Raw genomic sequence first — 22,592 nt, forward strand, 5'->3', positions numbered from 1 at the left:
ATAATTAAGAATATGTAATATGACTGGATAAATTAGTGTTTATAACCATTATTAGCCATATTAATAAGTATCTAATAATTAATATCTGAGTAAATTAGGAACAATATTATTTTTTGATAAAGGATGATCATTAAAGAATTTTATTAAGAGAATAACCAAACAGGTGATGATGTGATTTGGGTAAATTGTTGTCATAAAGAAAAACATACCAGCACTAAAGATATTCTACTGCAGTATCACAATCTCGTTGATGTATCGCCATTTGAAATACTATCAACAATGACTGGTTTTGAATTAATTTTCATTGAAATACAAGACTCACAATCAAATGGCTTTAAATTATTACGTACCATAAAGCAGCGCTTTCCTGATGTGAAGATTGTTATTGTTTATCATGATTTAGACGCTGAATTGGCTGTGTCTGCTTTGCGATCTGGTGCTGAAGATATTTTATCGAGTAATGCAATCCGTCAAAAAGTTGATGCCTGCTTAACGCGCTTACATACCCATGACGATAATATGATAAATGTTGAAGATATTTCTCAGCGAGAACTTTCGATCCTTCCTGCTTTAACAATTATCGATAAAGATATCAGTGCCCCCTTGCGGGAAGAAGAGTTAGCAAGTGCGTGTCAATTTTCATCGACGTATTTCTCTCGTTTATTTCACAACATAATGGGAGTGACACTCAAGCAGTACATTATTAAAAAGCGGTTAGATTTAGCTTGTGGCCTCTTAAGTTCAGATCAAGAAAAAATATCAGCCGTTGCCTCATCTGCTGGATTTAAAGACGTGTCTTACTTTTCAAGAGTATTTAAAAAGCATATTGGTTGTTCCCCTGGTGAATTTCGTGCCAGTCGTCAAAAAAAATGAATTTTTTTGTAGTAAATTTAATTAATAGTTGCCTAACGAACATCTTCATTGCAGAGTATTTTAACGTCACCGTTACTAATATTCACAATGACAACATACCATGAACTGCTGGGAACAACAGAAGACTTCACAAGAAGTGATATCAAAAAACGTTATAAATTGTTATCTCATCGATTGCATCCTGATAAATCAGGTTCTGTTATTTTAATGCAATTAATCTCGCATGCTTATAATGAAGTATTATGTGGTAATGGTAATAGGCATTGCGAATTAACCCATATTAATCATGAAAAAATATTATTAACAAAGAAGTATGCAGAAAAAGTAAAGCAAGAGTTAGCACTGCAAAAAAGAAAGAATGTTGAGTTAGAACAACAAGTCTTAGAATTAAGAAAAAAATTAGAACATCAATCGTGTGAGAATAAACGATTAACGGAAACGTTAGAAAAGAAACAAAGAAAAAAGATTGTTAGTACAGTGCTGCCTTATGAAAATAAGACGTGGGAAAAAAGATATCGAATAATTAAATATGGATTAGTTATATCTTCTGTTGTATTAAATGTTGGATTAGCAGTTGCTGCAATAACACTTACCAAGTCTAATGTTGTTGATCGTGTAATTTTCAAAAGAGAAAATAGGTTGATAGAGCCATCGGTAGTTCCACAAAAAGTCGCTGTTGAAGAGCTTATTTCCCCTAAGCAAGAATTAACGACACATCGACCAATAGAGCTAACGCGAGTAGTCGGAGAATGGACTTTATTCCAACCAACAGATCAACCACCTTACATTGCAATACGTAATCAAGTAGGTTCTTACATTGTGCAGCGCTGTGATCGTCATTTTTATTATTATGTCAATATGACTCAGCAACGAACGGCATTGCCCGCTAATTTACGTTTTATGTACCAGCAGCAGAATTTTTTGGTTTATAACATTGCATATGGGATAGGTTCAGAACGGGATCACTGGGTAAATAGTCAAAGTATTAAAATTAATAGAGAGTATTTTTCTAATACCTCTTTTTTAAATACTAATAAAATACTGCAACAGCGTTGTGATAACGGCTTATAAATAAAGCCCAATGCCTCACTTGAAGTGATAAGCATTGGGCTTTGTTTTTATTAGGCTGTTTGTAATGGCATTACATGTTGCTGTTTAGGTTTCATCAATAGTGTAAAAGCTGCAGGCACAAAGTAGAAAGAAAGTAATGTGGTCAATACTGTACCGCCAGCAATGGTGACGGCAAATGGAGGCCAAAAACCACCACCTTCTAACATCAGAGGAATAAAACCACCAACGGTTGTAATCGTGGTTGAGGTTATATGTCGCGTGCAACTCATTACGGCAATATGAATGGCCTGTTTATCGCCATTTAACGCATTAGGATCTGCTTTTAGCTCGGAAAGGATGACAATAGCGGCATTTATTGCCAAACCAATTAAACCCAGTAAACCAATAATGACCGTAAAGCCAAACGGATAATTAAACAGCCATACTGAGAGCAGCCCTAACCCTGATGCCATAAAGCCAACGGTGAAAATGATCAAACTTAATCTAAAGGAATTAAATGAAATCACAACCACCATGATCATGAGTGTAAATACCATGGATAAATTGGTGATGAGGTTGCCTACAGATTTATTTCGTTGTGCAGATTCCCCCCCAATTTCAACAGTATATCCAGCAGGTAATGTCGTCATGTATTGATTGAGCTTTACTTTAAATGCATTCAATGCTGTTTGCGGCAAAACACCTGCTTCTAAATAACCTTCAATAACATTAATTCGTTGACCATTTCGATGCGGTATTGCGCCACGTGTTGGGGTCAGTGATAGATCTGCAATGGATGAAATAGCAATACCTGAAAACTGCTCACTTGCATGGTTATTAACCACTGGAATATGAAGGTTTGCTAAGTTCGTCATATTTTCGCGAGAGAGGTTATCCACACGAACACGAATAGGGATTGCTTCTGCACCTTCGATAATATTGCCGTTAGTGATCCCAATCAGTGATGCTTGCAAGAGATCTGCGATTTGAGAGAGGTTTAAACCACTTAATTGGCTGGCTTGTTCATTCACATCCACACTGACTTTCGGTAAACCTGATAATAATGTTTCACGGGTATGCGTGACATTTGGCGTACTCGCCATCAATAAGCGGATATCTTCACCAATGGTTTTCAACATATCAAGGTTATTGCCGTATAAACGTACTTCAAGTGGCGCATTAAACGGAGGGCCTTGTTCTAACTTACGTATTAAAATTTGCGCCTCTGGGATCGCTTTATCTAATTGCTTTTGCAGTTTAGGGATCAGCGTATTAGCAACTTTAAAGTTAGTGGTTTTGATCATCGCTTGAGCAAAGTTAGGTGTGCCTTGTTGGTTGGCGACCATGTTGTAGTAAAACGAGGGAAAATTAGTCCCAATTAACCAATTAACTTGTTCGATATCCTTATATTCTTTAAGTAAGTGATCGATTTTTTTCGTGGTTGCTTCTGTTGCATTGATACTCGCTTGTGGCGGTAAAAACACTTGGATCTCGAACATATCACGATCAGAAGGTGGGAAAAATTGTTCGGTTAACTGAGATGCACTCCAGATACCAACAAAAGGTAATACTGACATTGTAATGAGCGCTAATAACGGACGCTTAATTGCCATTTTTACGGTATGGCCAAATACATTCGCAAGCCAAGGTAGGGTTAAGCCTGTTTGGTACCATGCATTATGTTGGGTTTGTTTAGGAAGCCAACGTGCTGCGAATCCTGCAACCAGAGTATGAGCAATAAGATAGGAACCGATCAGAGAAAAAGATACGGTGATAGCAATAGCACCTACAAATTCACCGGCAGGACCTGGCATTAGGAAAATAGGGGCAAAGGCAAGAATGGTTGTTAGTGTTGAACCGAGTAATGGTATCCATAAATGCTGAATAGCTTTTAAGGCTGCATCGATTCGTTCAAGACCTTTCTTACGATAATGTTGAATAGTATCTACCATTACAATCGCATTATCGACCATGATCCCAAGCGCAACAATCAACCCCGTTACCGACATTTGGTTCATCGGTAACCCAGTAAAATGCATTAAAGCGAGGGTGAATAAACAAGTAAGTGGTAATGATAGTGCAACAATAAACGCAGATCGGATCCCAAGCGTAATAAATAATACGATTAAGATGAGCGAGAAGCCGAGCAATAAATTGTGGGCTAAGTCAGTAAGTCGAACTTGGGTATAACCTTGCTGCTCAAAGATACGATTGAGTTTTATATTACTCGGAAGCTCTTGTTCAAATTGAGTCAGAAAGTGATTAACGCTCTTTGTCCATTGATCAACGCGTAGATGAGGCTGCATACGCGCAGCAACGATAATAGCGAGCTTGCCATCGATAACAGCTATCTCAGCAGCTGGGTTTGTTTGCTGACGTTGAATGGTGGCAATATTTTCTAACCGCACTAAATGGCCGTTACTATCAATCGTAATAGGGACTTGTCTTATACGATCAAGTGAATCTAAAGAATCGGCTATTTCTAGACTAAATCGGCTTTGTCCATTGACCAGTTCACCGGCAGCATTTTTTGCATCTGCACCTTGTATGGCAGAAGAAATCGAAATGGCTGAGCGTCCTAATGCACTAACGGCAACAGGATCAATTTTTACCACCACTTCTTCTTCTGGTAAGCCATATTCATCAACAAACTCGGTACCGTTGAGTGCACGTAGGCGGTTACCTAATTCAATGGCATAACGGCGTAGAGTGAGTAAATCTGTGGGAGAGCGACCTTGCCATGTCAGCGCGGTAATAATGGTAAAGGCATAGGAATGATCGCTGTCTAGATTAGGTACAGAAGCGCCGTCTGGTAAATTCGGTGTGATATCTGCGAGTTTATCTCTCGCATCAGACCATACTGGCTCTGAATCGGTAACGCTGTCTTTTAGCTCGATACTAACCAGCGAGATTCCCGGGCGAGAAACCGATGTAATATAATTAATATCATCTATTTGTCGTAGTTTATTTTCAATTTTCTCGGTAACGAGCGCTTCAACACGTTCAGCCGTAGCCCCTGGGTAATGGGTAATAATCGAAGCGTTACGATTGTTAATAATTGGATCTTCAGCTCTTGGTAACGAAGATAAGGCAGAAAGACCACTCACGATCAATAAAGCAACAGCCAAAACCAGTAGGCGAGTATTAGAAAGAATACGTTTCATCTTAAGCCCCATTATCGTCAGTTAATGCTGGCTTGGTGGCTGTTTTTTGTTTCGGTGTTACGTTTGGGTTTATTGTTACGATTTGGCCCGGTACTAAACGATGTAATCCTGTTGCGGCAATCTGTTCGCCTTCATCAATGGCACCTTGGATATAGGCTTTATCATTTGCCGCATAGAGGAGTTGTACTGAGCGTCGTTCAACTTCCGGCCCCGCACCATTTTCAACAACCGCAAAAATATTCCATGTACCGCGAATACCATCAGTTAACGCTGATAAGGGAACCCAAAATCCTGCTTGCTGTTGTGTATCGTTGTAATTGAGATAGGCTAATTGACCGTTAATAACATTGGCATTCGTTGGCAATGAAAAACGGAAAGTAATTGCACGACTATTAAGGTTCACGGTAGCGCCCGGATTGAGCAAGGTGACAGGGTAAGTATCTTTACCTACTCGTACTGTCCATGATTTTTGTTGGGTCACGCCTTGTACCTTGTCGATAGGAATACCGATATGTACTTCTTTGTTTTTATTCGCCAGCAGAGTAACAGTAGGGGAGCCCGCGTTTACAACATCGCCATGGGAAACATGACGGGCGCTGATGACCCCACTGTAGGGAGCAATAATGGTGGATTTCACTAACCGTAGTTGGTTTGCTGCAAGGGTCGCTGAGAGTTGACGATAGTTCGCTTGAAGCTCTTTACGTTGGCTTGTCAGGCTATCTATGTCTGATGCCGCGCTAAAGCCTTTGGATTTGAGTGATTTTTGGCGTTTTAAATTAGCATTAACTAACTCAAGTTGCGCTGATATTTGAGCTTGTTGGGCTTTTAATTGGTCGGCTTCAGTGGCAAGTAATAAAGTATCGAGCGCTAAAAGAGGATCACCTTGCTGAACTGTGTCACCCACATTGACATAAATACTGTCAATTTTACCGCCGAGTTCAAAGCCAAGGTTTGCCTGTTGACCTGCTTGAACAAATCCAACGTATTCACGCTCAATCGCAAACTCTTGTTGTTGCTTGAGTTGATGAGTGTCTACACTAAGCAGTTGTAATGATGCTTTATTTTCTTCTTTTGCTGGCGCATCACACCCAGTTAGCGTAGCAGTGCTCATTATCACATATAACGCTAAAGAAGATTTGGTTATCCGTTGCATTAATGGCTATCCTAATATTAAACTAGACTGGCAAGTCCATATGACTAAAAAGTATACCATTCAAACTAGACTGTCTAGTTTGAATGCGTGTATTTATGTAAATAATTAGCATTTATGTGCTCGTAGGTGGAAAATTGCTAACAGCAAGAAGTCAATTAAAGAAACAACAAATATTAGATGCGGCGACTGAGCTCTTTACTCAACATGGTTATGCGATTTCTATGGATAGCATTGCATTGGCTGCGAATGTTTCTAAACAAACGGTTTATGCGCATTTCAAAACTAAAGATGATCTGTTTGAAACGTGTATTCGTGCTAAATGCATGGAAAGCCAGATGGATAAATTGCCATTAGATGATAGAAGAAAGCCACGAGATGTATTGTGTGATTTTGCTAAACGTTTTCAAACGATTTTACGAACAGAAGAAGCTATTTTGACCTATAGAACAGCGATTCGTCAGTTAGAATCGCATCCTGATCTGGCTAAAGTGTTTGTTTCTGCCGGACCTGAAACGACTATTGAAATGTTGGCTCAATACTTATCTGTTCAACAGCAACAAGGTGTGTTGAATTTTTCAATTTCAGCCTCTGACGCAGCGATGCAGTTATTATTAATGTTGCATGGTCGAATGGTATTTTTAGCGCAACTAGGTCAACCTTGTGATATGACAGAGCAAGAAAATGATGCTTATATTGAAAGCTGTGTTGATTTATTTATGACAGGTTACGCCGCAAAAAAGTAACGATAAACGATTGAGAAGGGATTTAATCAATGGATATTAGTAAATACAAAGCAGTCATTTTTGATATGGATGGAACCTTAGTGGACTCTATGCCAGCTCATATTTATGCTTGGCAACTCACGTGTGAAGCGCACAATATTCCTTTTGATCACGATTGGTTTTATACCATGGGCGGTTCACCAACCTTAAATACGGCAAAAGCTCTCATTGAAAAATATCAGTTAGATGTAGATCCTGTTTATCTTGCTGAATCAAAACTCCATCACTTTGATGATATTACACATAAAGGTGAGGTGATAACGGGGACTTTCGAGGTATTGAAACAAGCAAAATCGAAAGGTATTCCAACTGCAATAGGGACGGGATGTCAGCGTCGCCACACTGAAGAAATTTTAACCAGTGCAGGCTTAATGCCGTATCTTGATGCTATTGTCACTGCCAATGATGTTACACAGCATAAACCGCTTCCTGAAACGTTCTTATTAGCGGCACAAAAATTAGGTATTGCAGTACAAGATTGTGTGGTGTTTGAAGATACCGAATTAGGTTGCCAAGCAGCTAAATCGGCAGGCATGGACTGTTATTTAGTCGCTGGTGGAGAAATGAAAGAATTCCGCCCTGCAAATATGTAGTGTTAACTGAAGATCAGTTATGCTTGCGCGCCTACTCGCTTAATACCGACGATTATGACCGATAAAAAATCAACGCATCAACGTGGAACACATAAACCACACCCGAATAAAGGCCAGCCTTACACTATTTCTGAAACGCGATTTTGGTGCCAGCGTTTAGCAAAAACAACCATCAGAGCACTACATATTTTAGGGGTTGCAGTATCTAGTGCTGGTTTTATGTTCGCTGTTGATAAAGCACTTTGGATCAATTGGTGGGTTTTAGCCATGATGAGCGGTGTTACCATGATGTCGCTAGAAATTTATCGTTCAAAACTATGGCTCATTCAGCTTAAAGGTATTTTAACCTTTGTTAAATTATTCATGTTGTTATCTATTATTTGGCTTCCAGCACATCAAGCACATATCTATATAGCAGTGATTTTACTTTCAGTATTTATTGCCCATGGTCCAGCGGGATTACGTCATTATTCTATCTGGCACCGTAAACGCATTGATGAGAAAAAACAGTTGAATGGATAGATTATTACAACTGTTCTTATAGCAATAAAAGCAAGGATGCTGAATTAGACTTACACTAATAGGAGCGAGTGTGTTGTTATCAATAGGAAGGCATTATGGGACAACGCCACATTGTATTTTATTCTATTGTCATCACTATAATTGCTCTTGTTGTGTTTGCGTTAAGGGAACAAGAAGTACATCAACAAAGTATGGAAGAAAAGTTAGCCTCCGCGATAAAAAAACAGATCTTACCCTCAGATAAAACCTTACCTAATACTGACCAGAAACTACCTTATTACCTCTATGGGCGAGCGGATTTAAATAATAACGGTAAAGACGAAACCTTTGTACTTATGCAGAGCGAACGTTATTGTGAGAAAGATGAGTGTAAGGCCTATTTATTTGATGACCAATATCAATTAATGGCAAAGTGGGAAAAAATTCAGCAACCCGTATTGGTGGGTAATGATATGAGTAACGGTTGGAAAGATATTTTATTAACATCTGACAATCAAACGTATCTCATTAAATATGTAGATAAAACCTATAATGAAAATATAACGACAGCTGCTAAACATACGGATAAAGCACAAGCATTAGAAGCCGTAGGATTAGCAATAAACAGTGAATATTATCAAGCGAACGGGACGAATTTAGAGCTTGATTACAACCAGCCGATTTTTGATTGTCAAACCTGCTATTTATTTAGTTATGAAGAACTTGATAATGCTAACAGTCAGCAACATTACTTAGCAGTGAATGTTGCGACTGGCAGTGTTAGAAGGGTGAATGACTCTCAAAATAAACAGTGAAAGTAGATTTTTCTGAACGGTAAACCTAGCTTATTTTAATGGAAATGCTTGTTGATAACATAGCCACAATTCTAATTGATTAATATCTTCTTCAATTAATGAACATAGCATATCAGCCGAATGTTCATAATTATCCGTATCAATATCAATAGGTTGATCTATCTCATATCGTTGTGGGAATCGTTTTTCAATGTCAGAAAGCTGTTTAATCCACTTCTGGGTATAGTTATTATCATCAGGAGTATTCAGTCCAAGCTTGGTTGCTAATAAAAGTGAATCACTTAAACGGCGTAAGATAACCAACAAACTCTTCCAATCTTGAGAGGTACGAGGGCTAAGATTTGGTTCTTTTAGTAAATTAAATATCTCAGCTTTAAGGGCATAATAATTATCCTGTGCTTTGTACAGGTTTAGTTTCTGCTCAAACAGTGGCTTATTGAGTACTGTTACATACAAAATCTGTGAGCGTATCATGCGTGCAATATAGAGATCTAACCAACGCATTGTCCAACTCGGCGCGACAAAATAATTAATAGAAAAGGCAATGGTTACACCAAATAAGGTATCAATAATACGATAAAACGTCACATAGGTATTATCCGGTGAGAGTAAGCTGATAGAGAATACAATCATCGATGTTAACCAGAATACGTGAATGTCATAGCGCTCTTTATGGTATGTCGTAAAAGCAAAAAAGACAGAGATGCTAGTTAGTATAATCAAGTGTTGATTTGGAAAAAAATATAAGCATACAAAGCTATATAAACCGCCTAATGCAGTACCATAAAAACGATGCCAAATGCGGTGGTTAGTTACACCTATTGACGAGGTGAGTAATACAATAAAGGCTGTTAATGAAATCCAATAACCTTGAGGGATTTGATAGAAAATCGTTAAAAATTGCGTAATCGCTAATGTAATGGCTATTTTACCACCGTGTCGCCATTCTTTAGATTTAAGATGTAAAGCATGCTTAAAATTACGTAAAAAGGACACCGTATCTGAGGTGAAAAGATAAATATTTTTACTGTAATCGAGTGTAGAAAAGGTTGAGAAATTATAACAGCGCTTAAGTTGTTCTAATAAATCGACAATGTATTGGTTGTTTTTATGCTCGTTGACATCAAAGATCGCTGTAATTTGCTGGTGGTGTTTGATTTCTCTCGCAGCTTGCTCAATCCAATTAGATAAACGGCTGCGCGTATTTTCTTGTAAATTGAAACTTAAAATACGCTCAAGACTAATTACATATTCAGCAACTTCAAGTGAACGTTGTAAATCCATACGCACTTGTTCAGTTCGTTTAACTGAAGTAATTGAATTGCTGTAGTAAGCGACTTTGTGCGCGCATAAATAAAATTGCTGTCGTTTCTCTTCTAGAACAGATTCATCATCGGTTAAACGGACTGTATTTAGCCAGTCAGCAAGAGTAAACGTCACTGAGTGTATATGGTTTTGTAAAATACGTCCTTTGAAAAAAGGCCATAAGATCAGTGACGTTAGTATTACACTGCCTGCGGCAAACAGGTTCGCGAACAGAATGATGAAAAAGGAATTTTCGGTGCTCGCAAAATGAATGGACATAATGTAAGTGAAACCAAAATTATAACCAAACGAACGAATATGCGGACGTTGGTTAGACATCAAGCCATATACAATTGCAATGCTACATAATGTAATGGCGCTAAGCCATAAGTTATCAAAGACACTAAAAGCGAGGTAGGTTGATAAAGCGGTTAAAAGCACTGAGATCAATAAGATTTGTAAGCGCTTTAAATAGGGGAGATCGCGCGCTTGAGTGCCGAGTAGCCAAGCGGTGATGAGTCCTGATATTCCAGCAGCGGTAAAACCAAAAAAATAGAATAAGCCGAGTGACATCACCATAGGAATGGTAATGCGAATAGAGTCAGGTATATCTGCCGCATTAGAAAACCAACGAGACCATAGAGAGCGAAGAGAGTGCTTTTTCATTAGTTACAGTACAAACGCAAGAAATATAGAGATGAGTTAGTATAAAACTAACGGAATTCGTAAGAGGTATATTATAGCGTAATGTATGCCCATGAAAGAGGCTTTACAAGAGGATTCTCAGTATAAGGCTTATTTAGTGCTTATTAGTTAAATATTGCTGAATATAGCAGCAAATAAATGCAATAAAGCCCTTGTGTTAAGGGCTCTAGAAAGTGGCGACATTAAGCTGATTTTAAGAGTAGTTGGCCAAGGTAGTTCATCGAAAATGCAGCATCTTGCGCTGCGGTATTAACTTTAGCGATGTATTTCTCTGCTCGTTCTGGATCATCTTTTAGGCTAGCTTTGATCTTGCTGATCATTTGCTCTGCCATTTCAGTCTTTTGCTTACAATCATTAAATAGCGCAGAAATAAAAGAAATTTCAATTTCTCCGCCTTTTGCGAACAACTCAGCGGCAATGTTATAAACTGTATGGAATTTGTTCGCAGCATCTTTTTTATCTGCTTCCACTTCCGATTCCCATTCAGATGACCAAGTCTTAAAAATAACGGCAATCTGCGAATTAGCGGCGATTTTAATTTGTTGCATATTGAGTTCCTAGCGTTGTTCGATAAAGCATAATAATTCAGCTTAATTACGGATAAAAGCCTTTCTTACCGAAAAGCAAAATCGATGGTAGATCTCTTTATGCTTTGTTTGATTGTTAGCCATATTTACTATTAACAACCAATTATCAGCGGATTTACATCACATTATTTATCTAAATTTGCACTTTCTTGTCATTTCTATTGCGAAAAAGCTTGCTTGCGACACTGTAACGTTTTAGCTTGAAGTTAGCCGATAATTTATATTAATGGCTGAAAGCTAAGGAGGAACTTATGATTCAAGTGAACTTCGATTTAGCAAAAACGGCGTACAATAAAGTGCTTAAATACCCATTTGGAGGTGAATTAGAGCAGCATGAATATTTAGCACTCCGAGTATTTCGTTGGGATCTCGCTCGTGCTGGAATGCAAATCGATCGTGCGTTTGATTTGCGCTTAAAACGGTGCGGTTATCGAAATATTGCTACGCAGCCAGCTAAAGCACATCGACCATTGCCTGCTTGTGTTATTGATAAGATGAGCGAGGCGTGGAAATTTCAAAACGGTTATATCTAATGTTTTATTCTCTTCAATAGTGGCTAAAGAAATAAACTTTCTTTAGCCCTTTTTCGTATTGTTGACTAATTAGCTAAATAATTAATTGATAAATAGAAGGGAAACAGCATGCAAGTGGTTAGTAATAATCGTTTTATTTTACGACTTATTTTATTAATAAGTTCGATCCTTTTTACTTCTCTTGTTACAACATCAGCGAATGCTTCAAGTTGCCCAACGCTCTATCAACATCCTTTAAAGAAACTCAATAGCGATGAGTATTATGATTTTTGCCAGCAATTGACTGGCAAAGTGGTATTAGTGGTGAATACGGCTAGCCAATGTGGTTTTACACCTCAATTTAAACAGCTGGAAGAATTATATAAAAGGTATAAAGACAGGGGATTGGTGGTTATTGGTTTTCCATCTAATGACTTTAAGCAAGATAGAGGCAGCGATCAGCAAACGGCTAATATCTGCTATAGCAATTATGGCGTAACGTTTCCTATGATGACAAAAACAAGTGTTAAGGGAAGTAAGGCCAATCCATTCTATAAACATTTAATCGCACAGTCTGGTAAGTCGGTTGGGTGGAATTTCCAAAAGTATTTATTAAATAAACAAGGGCAAGTAGTCGGCGTATTTCCATCAAGTCTATCACCAACAAATGATGAAATGGTTGCTGCAATTACGCAACAATTGAAGATGTAATATCGGAGATTAGAAAAGAAAAAAGCCAGTATTGAATATCAATACTGGCTTTTAAAAACGCTTATAGATTATTTAGTGAAATGGTTGCCGTGTTTACGGCGCGCTTTCGCAATGGTATCTGGGTGCCATGCACCGTCAAGATCTTCAAGCTCTGGGAATTTAGAACGGTCAAACTCAGGCGTTTTTCCTTGTTTTATCTGATGCTCGTAATCTTTAATAACGCGGATAGCTAATTTTGATAAGAAAATTAGCGCTACGATATTAACAAATGCCATTAAGCCCATGGATGCATCAGCTAAGTTCCATACCACAGGTAGAGAAGCGACTGAGCCAAACATCACCATACCTAGTACACACAAGCGGAAAAGCATCAGACCTTTTTTGGTATTACCATTTAGGAACATGATATTTGTTTCAGCGTATGAGTAGTTTGCAATAATTGATGAAAAACAAAATAACAAGATTGCTGCGGCAATAAAGTATGTTGTCCAGTTACCTAATTCGTTAGACAGTGCGGTTTGTAATAAGCTAATACCTTGACCCGCATTTGGCATATCCATCACACCAGAAAGCATGATCATCGCAGCAGATGCAGTACAGATAACAATAGTATCAACAAATACACCTAGCATTTGTACAAAGCCTTGTGAGGCAGGGTGGTTAGGGTTTGGTGTTGCACTTGCTGCGATATTAGCAGCCGAGCCCATACCCGCTTCATTTGAGAACAAACCACGTGCAATACCGGTTTGCATTGCTTGTGAAATTGTAAATGCGACACCGCCTGCAGCCGCTTCTTGCCAGCCAAATGCACTCTTCACAATAAGAGAAAGAACAGCAGGGATTTCTGTGATATTCATTATTACGACGATAACAGCAATAGCGAGGTAACCAATTGCCATCACAGGAACAATTTTAGCTGATGCTGAAGCAACACGGCGAAGACCGCCCATAATAAAGAAAGCAGAAAAGATGACGAGTACGATGCCTTGAGTTGTTTCATTAAAACCAAAAGAGTGGTGAAGCGCATCTGTAATCGTATTTGCTTGAACTGCGTTAAATACAAAGCCAAACGCGATAATTAAGCAGATAGAAAATAGCGTTCCCATCCAACGCTTGCCTAAGCCCTTTTCCATATAATAAGCAGGGCCGCCACGATATTGACCATCAACGTCTTTTACTTTGTATACTTGCGCAAGAGTGGATTCAATAAACGCGGTTGCCATACCAAATAAAGCTATAACCCACATCCAGAAAATAGCACCAGGTCCACCAATGCTTAAGGCTACTGCAATACCTGCCATATTACCGGTACCAACACGCGCCGCCATTGATGTACAAAATACTTGGTATGAACTGATTCCATTTTCAAGTTCACGGCCACTTCTAAGCACCTTAATCGCATGTCCGAATTGACGGATTTGTATAAAACCTAAACGTATAGAGAAATAAATACCCACGCCTACGAGTAAATACACTAATACCTGTCCCCACAGTACACCATTGATTGAACCAATGATTGCTAACAGACTATCGTTAATAGTTGTAAGCAAATTTTCATTCGTAGAATTCATAATTTTTCCTGTAAATAAAACTTAATCATCAAGATAATTAAGTGAATAGGAACATTCATATTTAGTGAGTGTTCTTAATTTATCGGCTTGTATGATGGTATTTTTTATAATTAATATGAATGAATATTCTATAGTGAACATATCACAACCATCTCACCGACTTAGCTGCTCTAAAGGCGATGAAAGGTAGCACGAATCACTAAAAATCCAAGTGGGTTTATATCACAAAAAAAGAATCAATTCTATGTAACGCGTTACATTTCGCTGTGTGTTACAGTGTTTTATTTATTTTAATCAATTAGTTATATTTTTGTATGCGGTGATAGTGAACTTACTCAAATAAACACTGTGCATTATCACAGGTTAAGAATATTCGAGCGATTTAAACTTTTTAAGTGGCATTTTATTTTTTTATAACGCGCGAGATAAGAGAATTAACAGTAGATTGAGAGGAGTGTAAATGGAGATAAATAGTCATATATATGATTATATTGAATGACATTTACACTGTATAAGAATATACATGTGAAGAGTAAGGGATAAACAATGTTTATCCCTTTTATATTATTTACCAGAATCTTCGATATAAATTATTTTACGGCAGTTTCCGTAAAACGCTCTGCCTTTTGGACCAGCATTAAGTAAATCAACAATAGGTTTACTCAAATCGATATCTTTTCCTAAATTAAGGCGTACTTCATTGAGGTATTTACCCTGAGTACAAGATAGACTGATACGATCAACGGCATTGTTACCAAAGCTGGCAACGAGTTTCTTCTTGAAACTAGATACAGAAACGTTACGACCTATATTGTCTTTAATAAATAAGCCAATAGGAGAGGCGTCTACTTTTTCAACCAGCTTTGTTGCTGTTAAGAAGTAGTCGTTAGCATCACGCGTTTGACAAGTACCATGTTTCTTCCACTCATATTCACCAAACTTTGTTTGGTAATAGAAGTTAGGCATCCACGGTGCAATTTGGTTTATGGTATTACGAGAAAGGTCTAATCGAGCGTAACGATCACAGTAACCATAGGTGGTTCCGCAACTGGCTTTATTCGGCCACAAGCCATGCAATGTTAGGTTGGTGATTTTTAACTTACCATCGTTAATTGCATTACATTCAGGCTTTGTACCTTTATAGCGAAAGTGTTCACAAAAACCTGGCTGCCAAGTAAGTGCTAAGACATAAGAATCAAAATCTCCCACAGTGCTGCAACTTTTACGAGAGTTCGAATATTTGTTGTCATGCTTTTTGACGGGGGCGCTGATGCTTTGGCTTAAATCCACAGTACCGCAATCTTTACTTACCCAGCGAACAGCAGGTTTAGCATCTGGCACAAGTATATGAACCCAGCGATAATCGCGTTCATTGAGTGCCTTTATTTGATATTGTTTACCGACGACAAGTTGAGTGTCGTCAGGGTTCGTTTGCTTACGAAAGGATTGGAAGGCTTCGCAATTTTGTGTTGCTGTAAAACCACCAGATGTGGCAATAGAGGCATAAGAGCCAAAACTAGAGAAAGAGAAAAGTGTACCTAAGCAAAGCGCTGTTAGTGTTTGTTGATGTTTACGCACAGTAAAACCTATAACAAAGATGATATGGCGCTAACTATAGTCTATTATTTTATAAACCTTAATAGTTGTGGCTTTTTGTCGTTGTAAAAGTTAGATTTTAGCTATCGACCATTCTATCTAGACAAATCTCAATTGAAACATCATGATAGTGACAATAATCAATATGTGATTCTGGTTATAAATATGAATGACGAGTCATTATTGTGCCCTTTTTTTTTGTACAATTCTATTAGTGGCCAGTGTGTTCTAAGTTATGAATTAAATTTTTACTTAATTATGTATTCACAATCATCAAAACAGAGAGTAATATCTGTCTAAGTAACACTCCCTGTTATACGAAATTGTAAATTTCAATTATAATTAAAGCATAAGACCTACTTGGTGAACAACTCATTAGTGTTTACAGTTATCATCCCACGATCCTTTGTTGGGAGGTTAATATCATTAAGACTAAATATGTAGAAACTAATGCAAAATCAAGCTTGGTATTAGTAATTTTACGAATAAATGATACGGTACTTTTACCGTAGCGAATTTGTGTCCTCGAGGTAATTAATGGATAGTTTCGCAGCTGCAGAAAAAGCGCTGAGTGCAATGTTAAAGAGTGTAGAAGAGACGGGCGTTGTTAAAGAAACACGTGTCGACTACCGCCAAATTTTGATTGATTTTGCCGATGAAGTCCCAGGTCGTCAAAAAGCAGTGATTAAAAGAATACCACTCCAAAAAATAAACAACCTTATTGCTGTTCTGCATGAATTTAAACAAGAATCACGCCAAACGCGTATGATTGAAATATTAGCCATGATGGAAAAAGATGATGTTTCTCCTTATGAGCTGTTAGATGATGAATATGAAGATTAAACAGTAACAAGCAGTTTATTGATTTATAAAAAGAATGATAATTATATATAGAATATACAACAAGGTTTGTATCGTCTTTTATATGTAAATTATATATCGCATTCATAATAGATTGCTTTATTACTCCGAATTGCTGTCGTATGCAGAGCGTATGCTTATTCAATGCTCTGTGTACGCTTGTTCATGCCTTCTATTAGCCTATCTATATTACTTGATAGTCCAATTTTCCACGATGTTTCTTTTAATGAAATGATAATTCGACATTAGCTAAATAATCGTGAGAAGAATAAATTTATAATGCTATTTACCTTCATAAAGGCGTTTCTTATTTATCCGTTTGCATAAATGAGATCTTTTATTGCTAGGCTGAGTACGATTAACTTTTATCTTCATATATTTCATCTAAATACAAAGACGTTCAAATTTTGTCGATTTTCATTATAAAAATCAAACGATGCAAAGCCATTCTTTTATTAACAGTTGATTCATTGCCGAACTTCTCGTTACTCTTACTATAAGCAAGCCAATAAATAACCGTTATTAGGTATTTCCAAAGGAAGCGGACGTGAATAAAAGTTTTGTAGATCTAACATTTATCTCAGCCCAACACATCAGTAAAGCGTACCAAAATAATGAAGTATTAAGTGATGTTAATTTTGAGTTAAAATCGGGACAAGTCTTAGGCTTACTTGGGCATAATGGCGCAGGAAAGTCGACATTAATTAAAGCAATGCTGGGGATGCATAACCATAGTGGTGAATTAACTATTTTTGGTCTAGAGCCACAAAAACAACGGGAAAAAATTGTAGAGCGTCTTGGCTATATATCGGATGTTGCAGTATTACCTGAATGGATGACTGTTAAGCAAGTGATGAAATATGTACAAGGTGTACATCCTCGCTATGATCAACAGAAGATGACAGCATACTTAGCTCAAACCAATATTTCATTAAAAAGTAAAATTGCTGCGCTATCTAAAGGGATGAAAGTACAGTTGCATCTTGCACTTGTGATGGCGACAGATGTGAATGTTTTAATTCTTGATGAGCCTACGCTAGGCCTTGATTTAATGTACCGTGAAACCTTCTATCGTTATTTAATGGAATGGTTTCATGAGGGCGAAAGAGCGTTGATTATTGCAAGTCATGAAGTTGATGAAATAGCTCATATGCTGACAAATGTGTTGGTGTTGAAAAAAGGGCGAACTGTTTTACAAGGACAACTTAGCGATTTATCTGAGCGTTTTAATATCCTTTCGGTTGATGATCAACATATTGATCAAGCGAAAAAGTTAAAACCGATTAGTTGTAAAGTAGGTTTAGGCCAACACCGTTTATTGTTTGAAAATATTTCACCAACTGAATTAGCAATGTTAGGTACAGTTACTAAGCCAAGTCTTGCTGATATATTTATTGCCAAGCAACAGGAGGCTTTATGAACCCAATAAAAGCATTGTTAACTAAAGAATTGCTTGAGCATAAGCTTGTCACTCGCTTACCACTGTTTCTTGCTGCTTTTTCGATTATTTGCATCATATTAATTATGAGTAATAGCCAGAACTTCTCATTTAATGTGCAATCATCAGGGTTAGAAAATTGGTCGCCAAATTTTACTCATAGCGATTCTTTTGCGGGTATTGCCGGGCTAATTAATTTCATGCTGGCAGGGTTGGTGACATTAGTGAGCTTTTTCACCTATACAGCGAGAACACTGTCGAAAGAGAGAAAAGAGGGCAGTTTAGCGTTTTGGCATTCAATGCCAGTATCGGATGCTAAAGCGATAGCTGTAAAACTTATTTTTGCCTTAGTGATTATACCGATTATTACTTCTTTCCTATTGTTGTTTGCTGATCTTACTGTTTGGTGTGTCGGACAATGGTTTCTTCCACAAAGTTTATTAACGGACTATTCAGTTAATCTTGTGGCATTGGGACAGCATTATGGCGAATTTATATCGACAATGGCAGCCATGAGTTTAGCGTTATTGCCTGTCGCTTGTATTATATTCTTTATTTCTCAATTTAATGAGCATCCATTAATTACAATATTTGTGATTATCTTACTTACTAAAATAATGGGATCTATTGTTTTTAATTCAAGTGCCATTGGTGATTGGATAAGTCAAGTCAACAATCTGTCAATTAATATATTAATGAGTGATCACCCATGGGGGACATTAATGGCAATAGGTAGCCCAACATTGATGGGATTATTCATTATTGCGGTTATTTTCTTTATTCTCACTGTCAGATTTAGATCGGGAAAATAAACAGTAGACAATAAAAAAGGAGAGTATCAACTCTCCTTTTTTTATACGCACCGGTATTAAGCTTTCGTTTGTTTTTTTATCTATACAGTTATATGCATGGGAAAGCTTATTATTTTATAATTTAGATTAAGCTGCTGTTACAGATTCAATGTACTTTACTTCATTTTTATATTTGCGCACGTTACGTGATAATGTGCCTTTAGGAAGTTCGTAACGTTTTTCAGCCTCATAGCTTGATAGGCCATCAAAAACAACAGCTGCTACTGCAACACGTTGATTTTCTGACTTAAAAATACGTTGTGCGATGATGTGGAATTGAGAATTATTCATAGCGACTTCTACTCTTCTATATATTTAAATGTCTTTATTGAGGGGCTAAAGGGAGTCCCCCAATAGCTTTACTTGTTAATAAAACAAGCAAACAAATGCTGTTAATAAGACAATAACAAGATGAACCTTAACAGAAGATTAATAGATTAGGCTTTCGTTATTAAAAGTAGATATTGATTCATAATTTTAATAGATTCTCTTTGTTTATTTATATTTATCAACGGATAAGTAATAAAATACAGATGTTATATTTCATAAATGATGAAAGGATGAGTAAAAACTCATCCTTTTAATTAAAAGTAAGGTTAACTTTTATAAATTAGCAGATTAGCCAATTAATCTTAAACCATTAGGTAAAGCATCACCAAAGACGCGCTTGGTTTCATCTTCAGTTAATATTTTAATTTCTGATACCATTTCAATCCAGCTTTCAGGTGCACGACTTGCTTTAAGTTTATCAATAACTTGCTGTCGTAAAGCATCATTGATATCTAAGTTACGATCACCCGTTTTACGCGTCATCATAACAGCCGCAAAGCCAATATAGGGTTCTTTACGCCAATCAAGCTCCATCAGCTCTGGTAAACAGAAAGAGACATGTTCTGCCGAGAGAAGATTATGAGTTGAACCATAGAAAGGCGTACGTGTAGCAATACGTCCAATCGCCCACCAATGCGCTTGTGCGTATTGGGTTTTCTGTAAGCGTCCAAATAACCACTCAATAAGTTGAAGCTTTTTGTCAAAAGGCAAATGTTCAAGTGAGGCGGCTAAACGTACCATGTCTTCATAGCTACGTTCTTGAAGCTCTTTATTCAGTTTGGCATTACGACTAGCACCAGGAGTGATGTATTTAGCAATGTCTTTATAGATCACTAATTGTTGCTCTTGGGTTAAACCACCGGCAACACGACGCCAGAAGGTCCACCAGTCACACCAAGTTTGGGTATTGGATTCAAATTGAATACCTTGTTGGTACAATGCCCAAATTTCATTCATACGGAAATCATCAGCAGGGTAGCCAAAACCCGGACGCATGGTAAAGCCTATAAGTTTTAACCAGTTACGCTCATGAAGATCTGAACGACGTCGACGCTTTTTACTTTCTAACAGAGCGTTAGCTAATTCACGTAAACAGGGGGTTTCCCAGTTATCACGTTTTCCCAGCATCTTATCCAGATCGTTACGCAACGTTTTCGCCGCTTTACTGTTATCGCTATTCTTGCTGCCACCATAAACTTTTTTGATAGCATCAATGGCGTCATTCATTCGTGGAGGAAGCTCACTTTCAGCAAGGGTGCTGTCGACATCACCACGATGTAATTTTGCGAGATCTTTTCGGATCGCAAATTCAACTTTCCAGCGTTTTTTGGGATCTGCTATGCTAACCGCTTCGATCTGAAGGGTGCCGACTTCAGTTAGCTGACATGCTAAGGTTACCTCTTCACGATCTTTCTGGTTTGCCGCTAATTCGCTACGATCTCGTTCACTATCAAGAGTCGCAATAAATGGCGGTAGAGTAACAAAACCATCACCAATAATTTCAACCAGTTCACCGGCTTCTGAGTATTTTTCATCAGTGGTAGAAACAAGGTTAAAACGCACGGGCTCACCCAAGGTTAAAGCAAATTTACGATGAGTTAAGTTAACTTCAGTACTTTCTTCAATACCTTTTGGTAATAAACAGATACCTTGTTTTACGTCTTTATTTTGACCAATAACAAGGAAGAAAGAACGGGCAGAGCCACCGCCAATTTTTAGTTGTGCGCCATGACGGGCTTTGGCATAAGCAACCGCACCAAAGGCAACCGCAAGATCGGGATGTAGGTTTTTAAGCTCTGTAATACTGCTATCGTCGCGCCATGATGAAATGACGTTAAGTGTGCGCTCAGTCAGTAATGGGCTGTTAAAGACACCACCATTTAGCAGTACGGCAACAGGAATCGCTGGCTGATCGTCATCGATTTCAATACCATTTTCTTTGAACGCATCACGGCACACATGATCATGAAGATCGATAAATTGTGCAATATGTTTACTAATAGCAGGATCTGCCGCATAGGGTAGGCCAAATTCGACCATAGCCGCTTGACGTTGGCTTGGTTGTTCGCTGTATGCTGTCATAGGGAAGAAACCGTCAAGCGCAATGCGATGCACTTCGTCACGATTTAACTCAATACTTTTGGCACCACCAATCAATCGTGAGCCGCTACCAAGCATCGTCACTTTTGCGGTATCTGGCGCATTACCTGATAACAAGCTTTCTTTCACTTTGCGGGTTTGCTGTATAAGTTTTGATAGCGCAGCTTGGCTGAGTTTTTTTGATTCACCATTTAAACGCTGCTCTGCAACATGAGCTAATGATAAATCAAGGTTATCACCACCTAGCATTAAGTGATCGCCAACACCGATACGATCAAGGGTGAGTTTATTATCTTTGCTACCGACTTTTATTAAGCTTAAATCGGTTGTACCACCACCGACATCACATACCATTAATAGTGGTATGTTTTTGAGTAATTCATCTGCGTTATCTTTATTTTGTGCGTACCAGTCGTAACAAACCGCTTGTGGCTCTTCTAGCAGTAAGACTTTCTTCAAGCCTGCAAGTTCTGCCGCTTGTAGTGTTAACGCGCGTGCGGCTTCATCAAAGGAAGCTGGTACAGTAATAACGACTTCTTGATCGGCAAGCTTGGCATTTTTATGGTGATAATCCCAAGATTGACGAACATGGTTTAAGTAGCTGGCACTCGCAATAACAGGAGAAACTTTCTTAACATCTGATTTAGATGCCGTTGATGACCAAGGTAAAATCGCTTCGTTACGATCAACGTTGGGATGAGATAGCCAACTTTTCGCACTCACCACTTGACGACCTTCCACCTTTGCGCCAAGTTCACGCGCTAACTCACCAATGATCACGTTATCAATTTCACCGTTAACCGGTTCAGGGTTCCAGGGTAAGACAAGTTGCGTAGCATCCATTTCACCTTGAGCGGGATGATAACGGAAAGAGGGCAGTAGAGGTTTACGAGCGACTTCGCCCGGTGCAATAAGTTGATCGATATTGAAAATATGCATTGGGCTATTTTCAAGATCATCTGTAATTTCAGCGTAAGCTACAACGGTGTGCGTTGTCCCTAGATCGATACCGACTAAATAGCGAGGGGAAGATGAAGGCATGACGACTCCACAAAGTAAAATAGAAAAATTGACAAGTGGGAATAAATGAAAGC

The 22,592-nt window shown here is 38.1% G+C and carries 19 protein-coding genes; 11 read left to right on the forward strand and 8 right to left on the reverse strand.

Annotated elements, in window-relative coordinates; all coding sequences use genetic code 11:
* Positions 1 to 171: 171 nt before the first annotated feature.
* Both C9J45_RS18035 and C9J45_RS18040 read left to right on the forward strand, forming a co-directional pair.
* Positions 172 to 873, forward strand: coding sequence for a DNA-binding response regulator (locus tag C9J45_RS18035; RefSeq protein WP_107205868.1), 702 nt, complete (start codon positions 172 to 174; stop codon positions 871 to 873).
* Between the two features lie 87 nt (positions 874 to 960).
* Positions 961 to 1,944 (forward strand): DnaJ domain-containing protein, encoded by a 984-nt coding sequence (locus C9J45_RS18040; protein ID WP_233217828.1) that lies wholly within the window; start codon positions 961 to 963, stop codon positions 1,942 to 1,944.
* Positions 1,945 to 1,994: 50 nt separating this feature from the next.
* On the opposite strand, the gene C9J45_RS18045 is transcribed toward C9J45_RS18040, so the two are convergent.
* Both C9J45_RS18045 and C9J45_RS18050 read right to left on the reverse strand, forming a co-directional pair.
* Entirely contained in the window at positions 1,995 to 5,087 is a 3,093-nt protein-coding gene (locus C9J45_RS18045; RefSeq protein ID WP_107292836.1) for an efflux RND transporter permease subunit, read from the reverse strand.
* A gap of 1 nt (position 5,088) precedes the next feature.
* Positions 5,089 to 6,240, reverse strand: a complete 1,152-nt coding sequence (locus C9J45_RS18050; protein ID WP_107292837.1) for an efflux RND transporter periplasmic adaptor subunit — start codon at positions 6,238 to 6,240, stop codon at positions 5,089 to 5,091.
* Positions 6,241 to 6,374: 134 nt separating this feature from the next.
* Here C9J45_RS18050 and C9J45_RS18055 point away from each other — a divergent pair, with 134 nt between their 5' ends.
* From C9J45_RS18055 to C9J45_RS18070, 4 genes are all read left to right on the forward strand, one after another.
* Positions 6,375 to 6,983: a TetR/AcrR family transcriptional regulator gene (locus tag C9J45_RS18055; RefSeq protein WP_107205872.1), complete on the forward strand. Its 609-nt coding sequence runs from the start codon at positions 6,375 to 6,377 to the stop codon at positions 6,981 to 6,983.
* 29 nt (positions 6,984 to 7,012) lie between these two features.
* Positions 7,013 to 7,615 carry an HAD family phosphatase gene (locus tag C9J45_RS18060; protein ID WP_107245317.1) on the forward strand — a complete coding sequence of 201 codons (603 nt, stop codon included), beginning with the start codon at positions 7,013 to 7,015 and terminating at the stop codon, positions 7,613 to 7,615.
* A gap of 54 nt (positions 7,616 to 7,669) precedes the next feature.
* Entirely contained in the window at positions 7,670 to 8,137 is a 468-nt protein-coding gene (locus C9J45_RS18065; protein ID WP_107205874.1) for a hypothetical protein, read from the forward strand.
* 95 nt (positions 8,138 to 8,232) lie between these two features.
* The gene (locus C9J45_RS18070; protein WP_107205875.1) at positions 8,233 to 8,931 is read left to right on the forward strand and encodes a hypothetical protein; all 699 of its coding nucleotides are present in this window, start codon (positions 8,233 to 8,235) and stop codon (positions 8,929 to 8,931) included.
* Positions 8,932 to 8,961: 30 nt separating this feature from the next.
* Here the strand turns inward: C9J45_RS18070 and C9J45_RS18075 are convergent, their stop codons facing one another.
* Entirely contained in the window at positions 8,962 to 10,902 is a 1,941-nt protein-coding gene (locus tag C9J45_RS18075) for an FUSC family protein (RefSeq protein ID WP_107205876.1), read from the reverse strand.
* Positions 10,903 to 11,123: 221 nt separating this feature from the next.
* A complete protein-coding gene (locus tag C9J45_RS18080; protein WP_107205877.1) occupies positions 11,124 to 11,489 on the reverse strand; it encodes a hypothetical protein in 366 nt (121 codons plus the stop codon).
* Between the two features lie 290 nt (positions 11,490 to 11,779).
* Between C9J45_RS18080 and C9J45_RS18085 the strand changes: the two genes are divergently transcribed.
* Both C9J45_RS18085 and C9J45_RS18090 read left to right on the forward strand, forming a co-directional pair.
* Positions 11,780 to 12,061 carry a hypothetical protein gene (locus C9J45_RS18085; protein WP_005367462.1) on the forward strand — a complete coding sequence of 94 codons (282 nt, stop codon included), beginning with the start codon at positions 11,780 to 11,782 and terminating at the stop codon, positions 12,059 to 12,061.
* 108 nt (positions 12,062 to 12,169) lie between these two features.
* Positions 12,170 to 12,751: a glutathione peroxidase gene (locus tag C9J45_RS18090; RefSeq protein ID WP_107261562.1), complete on the forward strand. Its 582-nt coding sequence runs from the start codon at positions 12,170 to 12,172 to the stop codon at positions 12,749 to 12,751.
* A gap of 68 nt (positions 12,752 to 12,819) precedes the next feature.
* On the opposite strand, the gene C9J45_RS18095 is transcribed toward C9J45_RS18090, so the two are convergent.
* Together C9J45_RS18095 and C9J45_RS18100 are read right to left on the reverse strand one after the other, a co-directional pair.
* On the reverse strand, positions 12,820 to 14,322 hold the full coding sequence (locus C9J45_RS18095; protein WP_107261560.1) for a sodium:alanine symporter family protein: 1,503 nt from the start codon (positions 14,320 to 14,322) through the stop codon (positions 12,820 to 12,822).
* Positions 14,323 to 14,886: 564 nt separating this feature from the next.
* Complete coding sequence (locus tag C9J45_RS18100; protein ID WP_107290348.1) at positions 14,887 to 15,900, reverse strand: ribonuclease T2; 1,014 nt, start codon at positions 15,898 to 15,900, stop codon at positions 14,887 to 14,889.
* 555 nt (positions 15,901 to 16,455) lie between these two features.
* Here C9J45_RS18100 and C9J45_RS18105 point away from each other — a divergent pair.
* The 3 genes from C9J45_RS18105 to C9J45_RS18115 all read left to right on the forward strand — a co-directional run bounded on the left by C9J45_RS18105 (position 16,456) and on the right by C9J45_RS18115 (position 19,029).
* A complete protein-coding gene (locus C9J45_RS18105; protein WP_107205881.1) occupies positions 16,456 to 16,761 on the forward strand; it encodes a hypothetical protein in 306 nt (101 codons plus the stop codon).
* A gap of 565 nt (positions 16,762 to 17,326) precedes the next feature.
* Positions 17,327 to 18,199, forward strand: coding sequence for an ABC transporter ATP-binding protein (locus C9J45_RS18110; protein WP_107205882.1), 873 nt, complete (start codon positions 17,327 to 17,329; stop codon positions 18,197 to 18,199).
* On the forward strand, positions 18,196 to 19,029 hold the full coding sequence (locus tag C9J45_RS18115; protein ID WP_107245310.1) for an ABC transporter: 834 nt from the start codon (positions 18,196 to 18,198) through the stop codon (positions 19,027 to 19,029). Before C9J45_RS18110 ends, C9J45_RS18115 begins: the two co-directional genes overlap by 4 nt.
* A gap of 126 nt (positions 19,030 to 19,155) precedes the next feature.
* On the opposite strand, the gene C9J45_RS18120 is transcribed toward C9J45_RS18115, so the two are convergent.
* Both C9J45_RS18120 and C9J45_RS18125 read right to left on the reverse strand, forming a co-directional pair.
* A complete protein-coding gene (locus C9J45_RS18120; protein ID WP_005367479.1) occupies positions 19,156 to 19,359 on the reverse strand; it encodes a hypothetical protein in 204 nt (67 codons plus the stop codon).
* 327 nt (positions 19,360 to 19,686) lie between these two features.
* Positions 19,687 to 22,539, reverse strand: coding sequence for an Hsp70 family protein (locus C9J45_RS18125; protein ID WP_107292838.1), 2,853 nt, complete (start codon positions 22,537 to 22,539; stop codon positions 19,687 to 19,689).
* Between the last annotated feature and the right edge of the window lie 53 nt (positions 22,540 to 22,592).

This window comes from Photobacterium sp. GB-1, from assembly GCF_003026165.1.
Taxonomy (GTDB): domain Bacteria; phylum Pseudomonadota; class Gammaproteobacteria; order Enterobacterales; family Vibrionaceae; genus Photobacterium.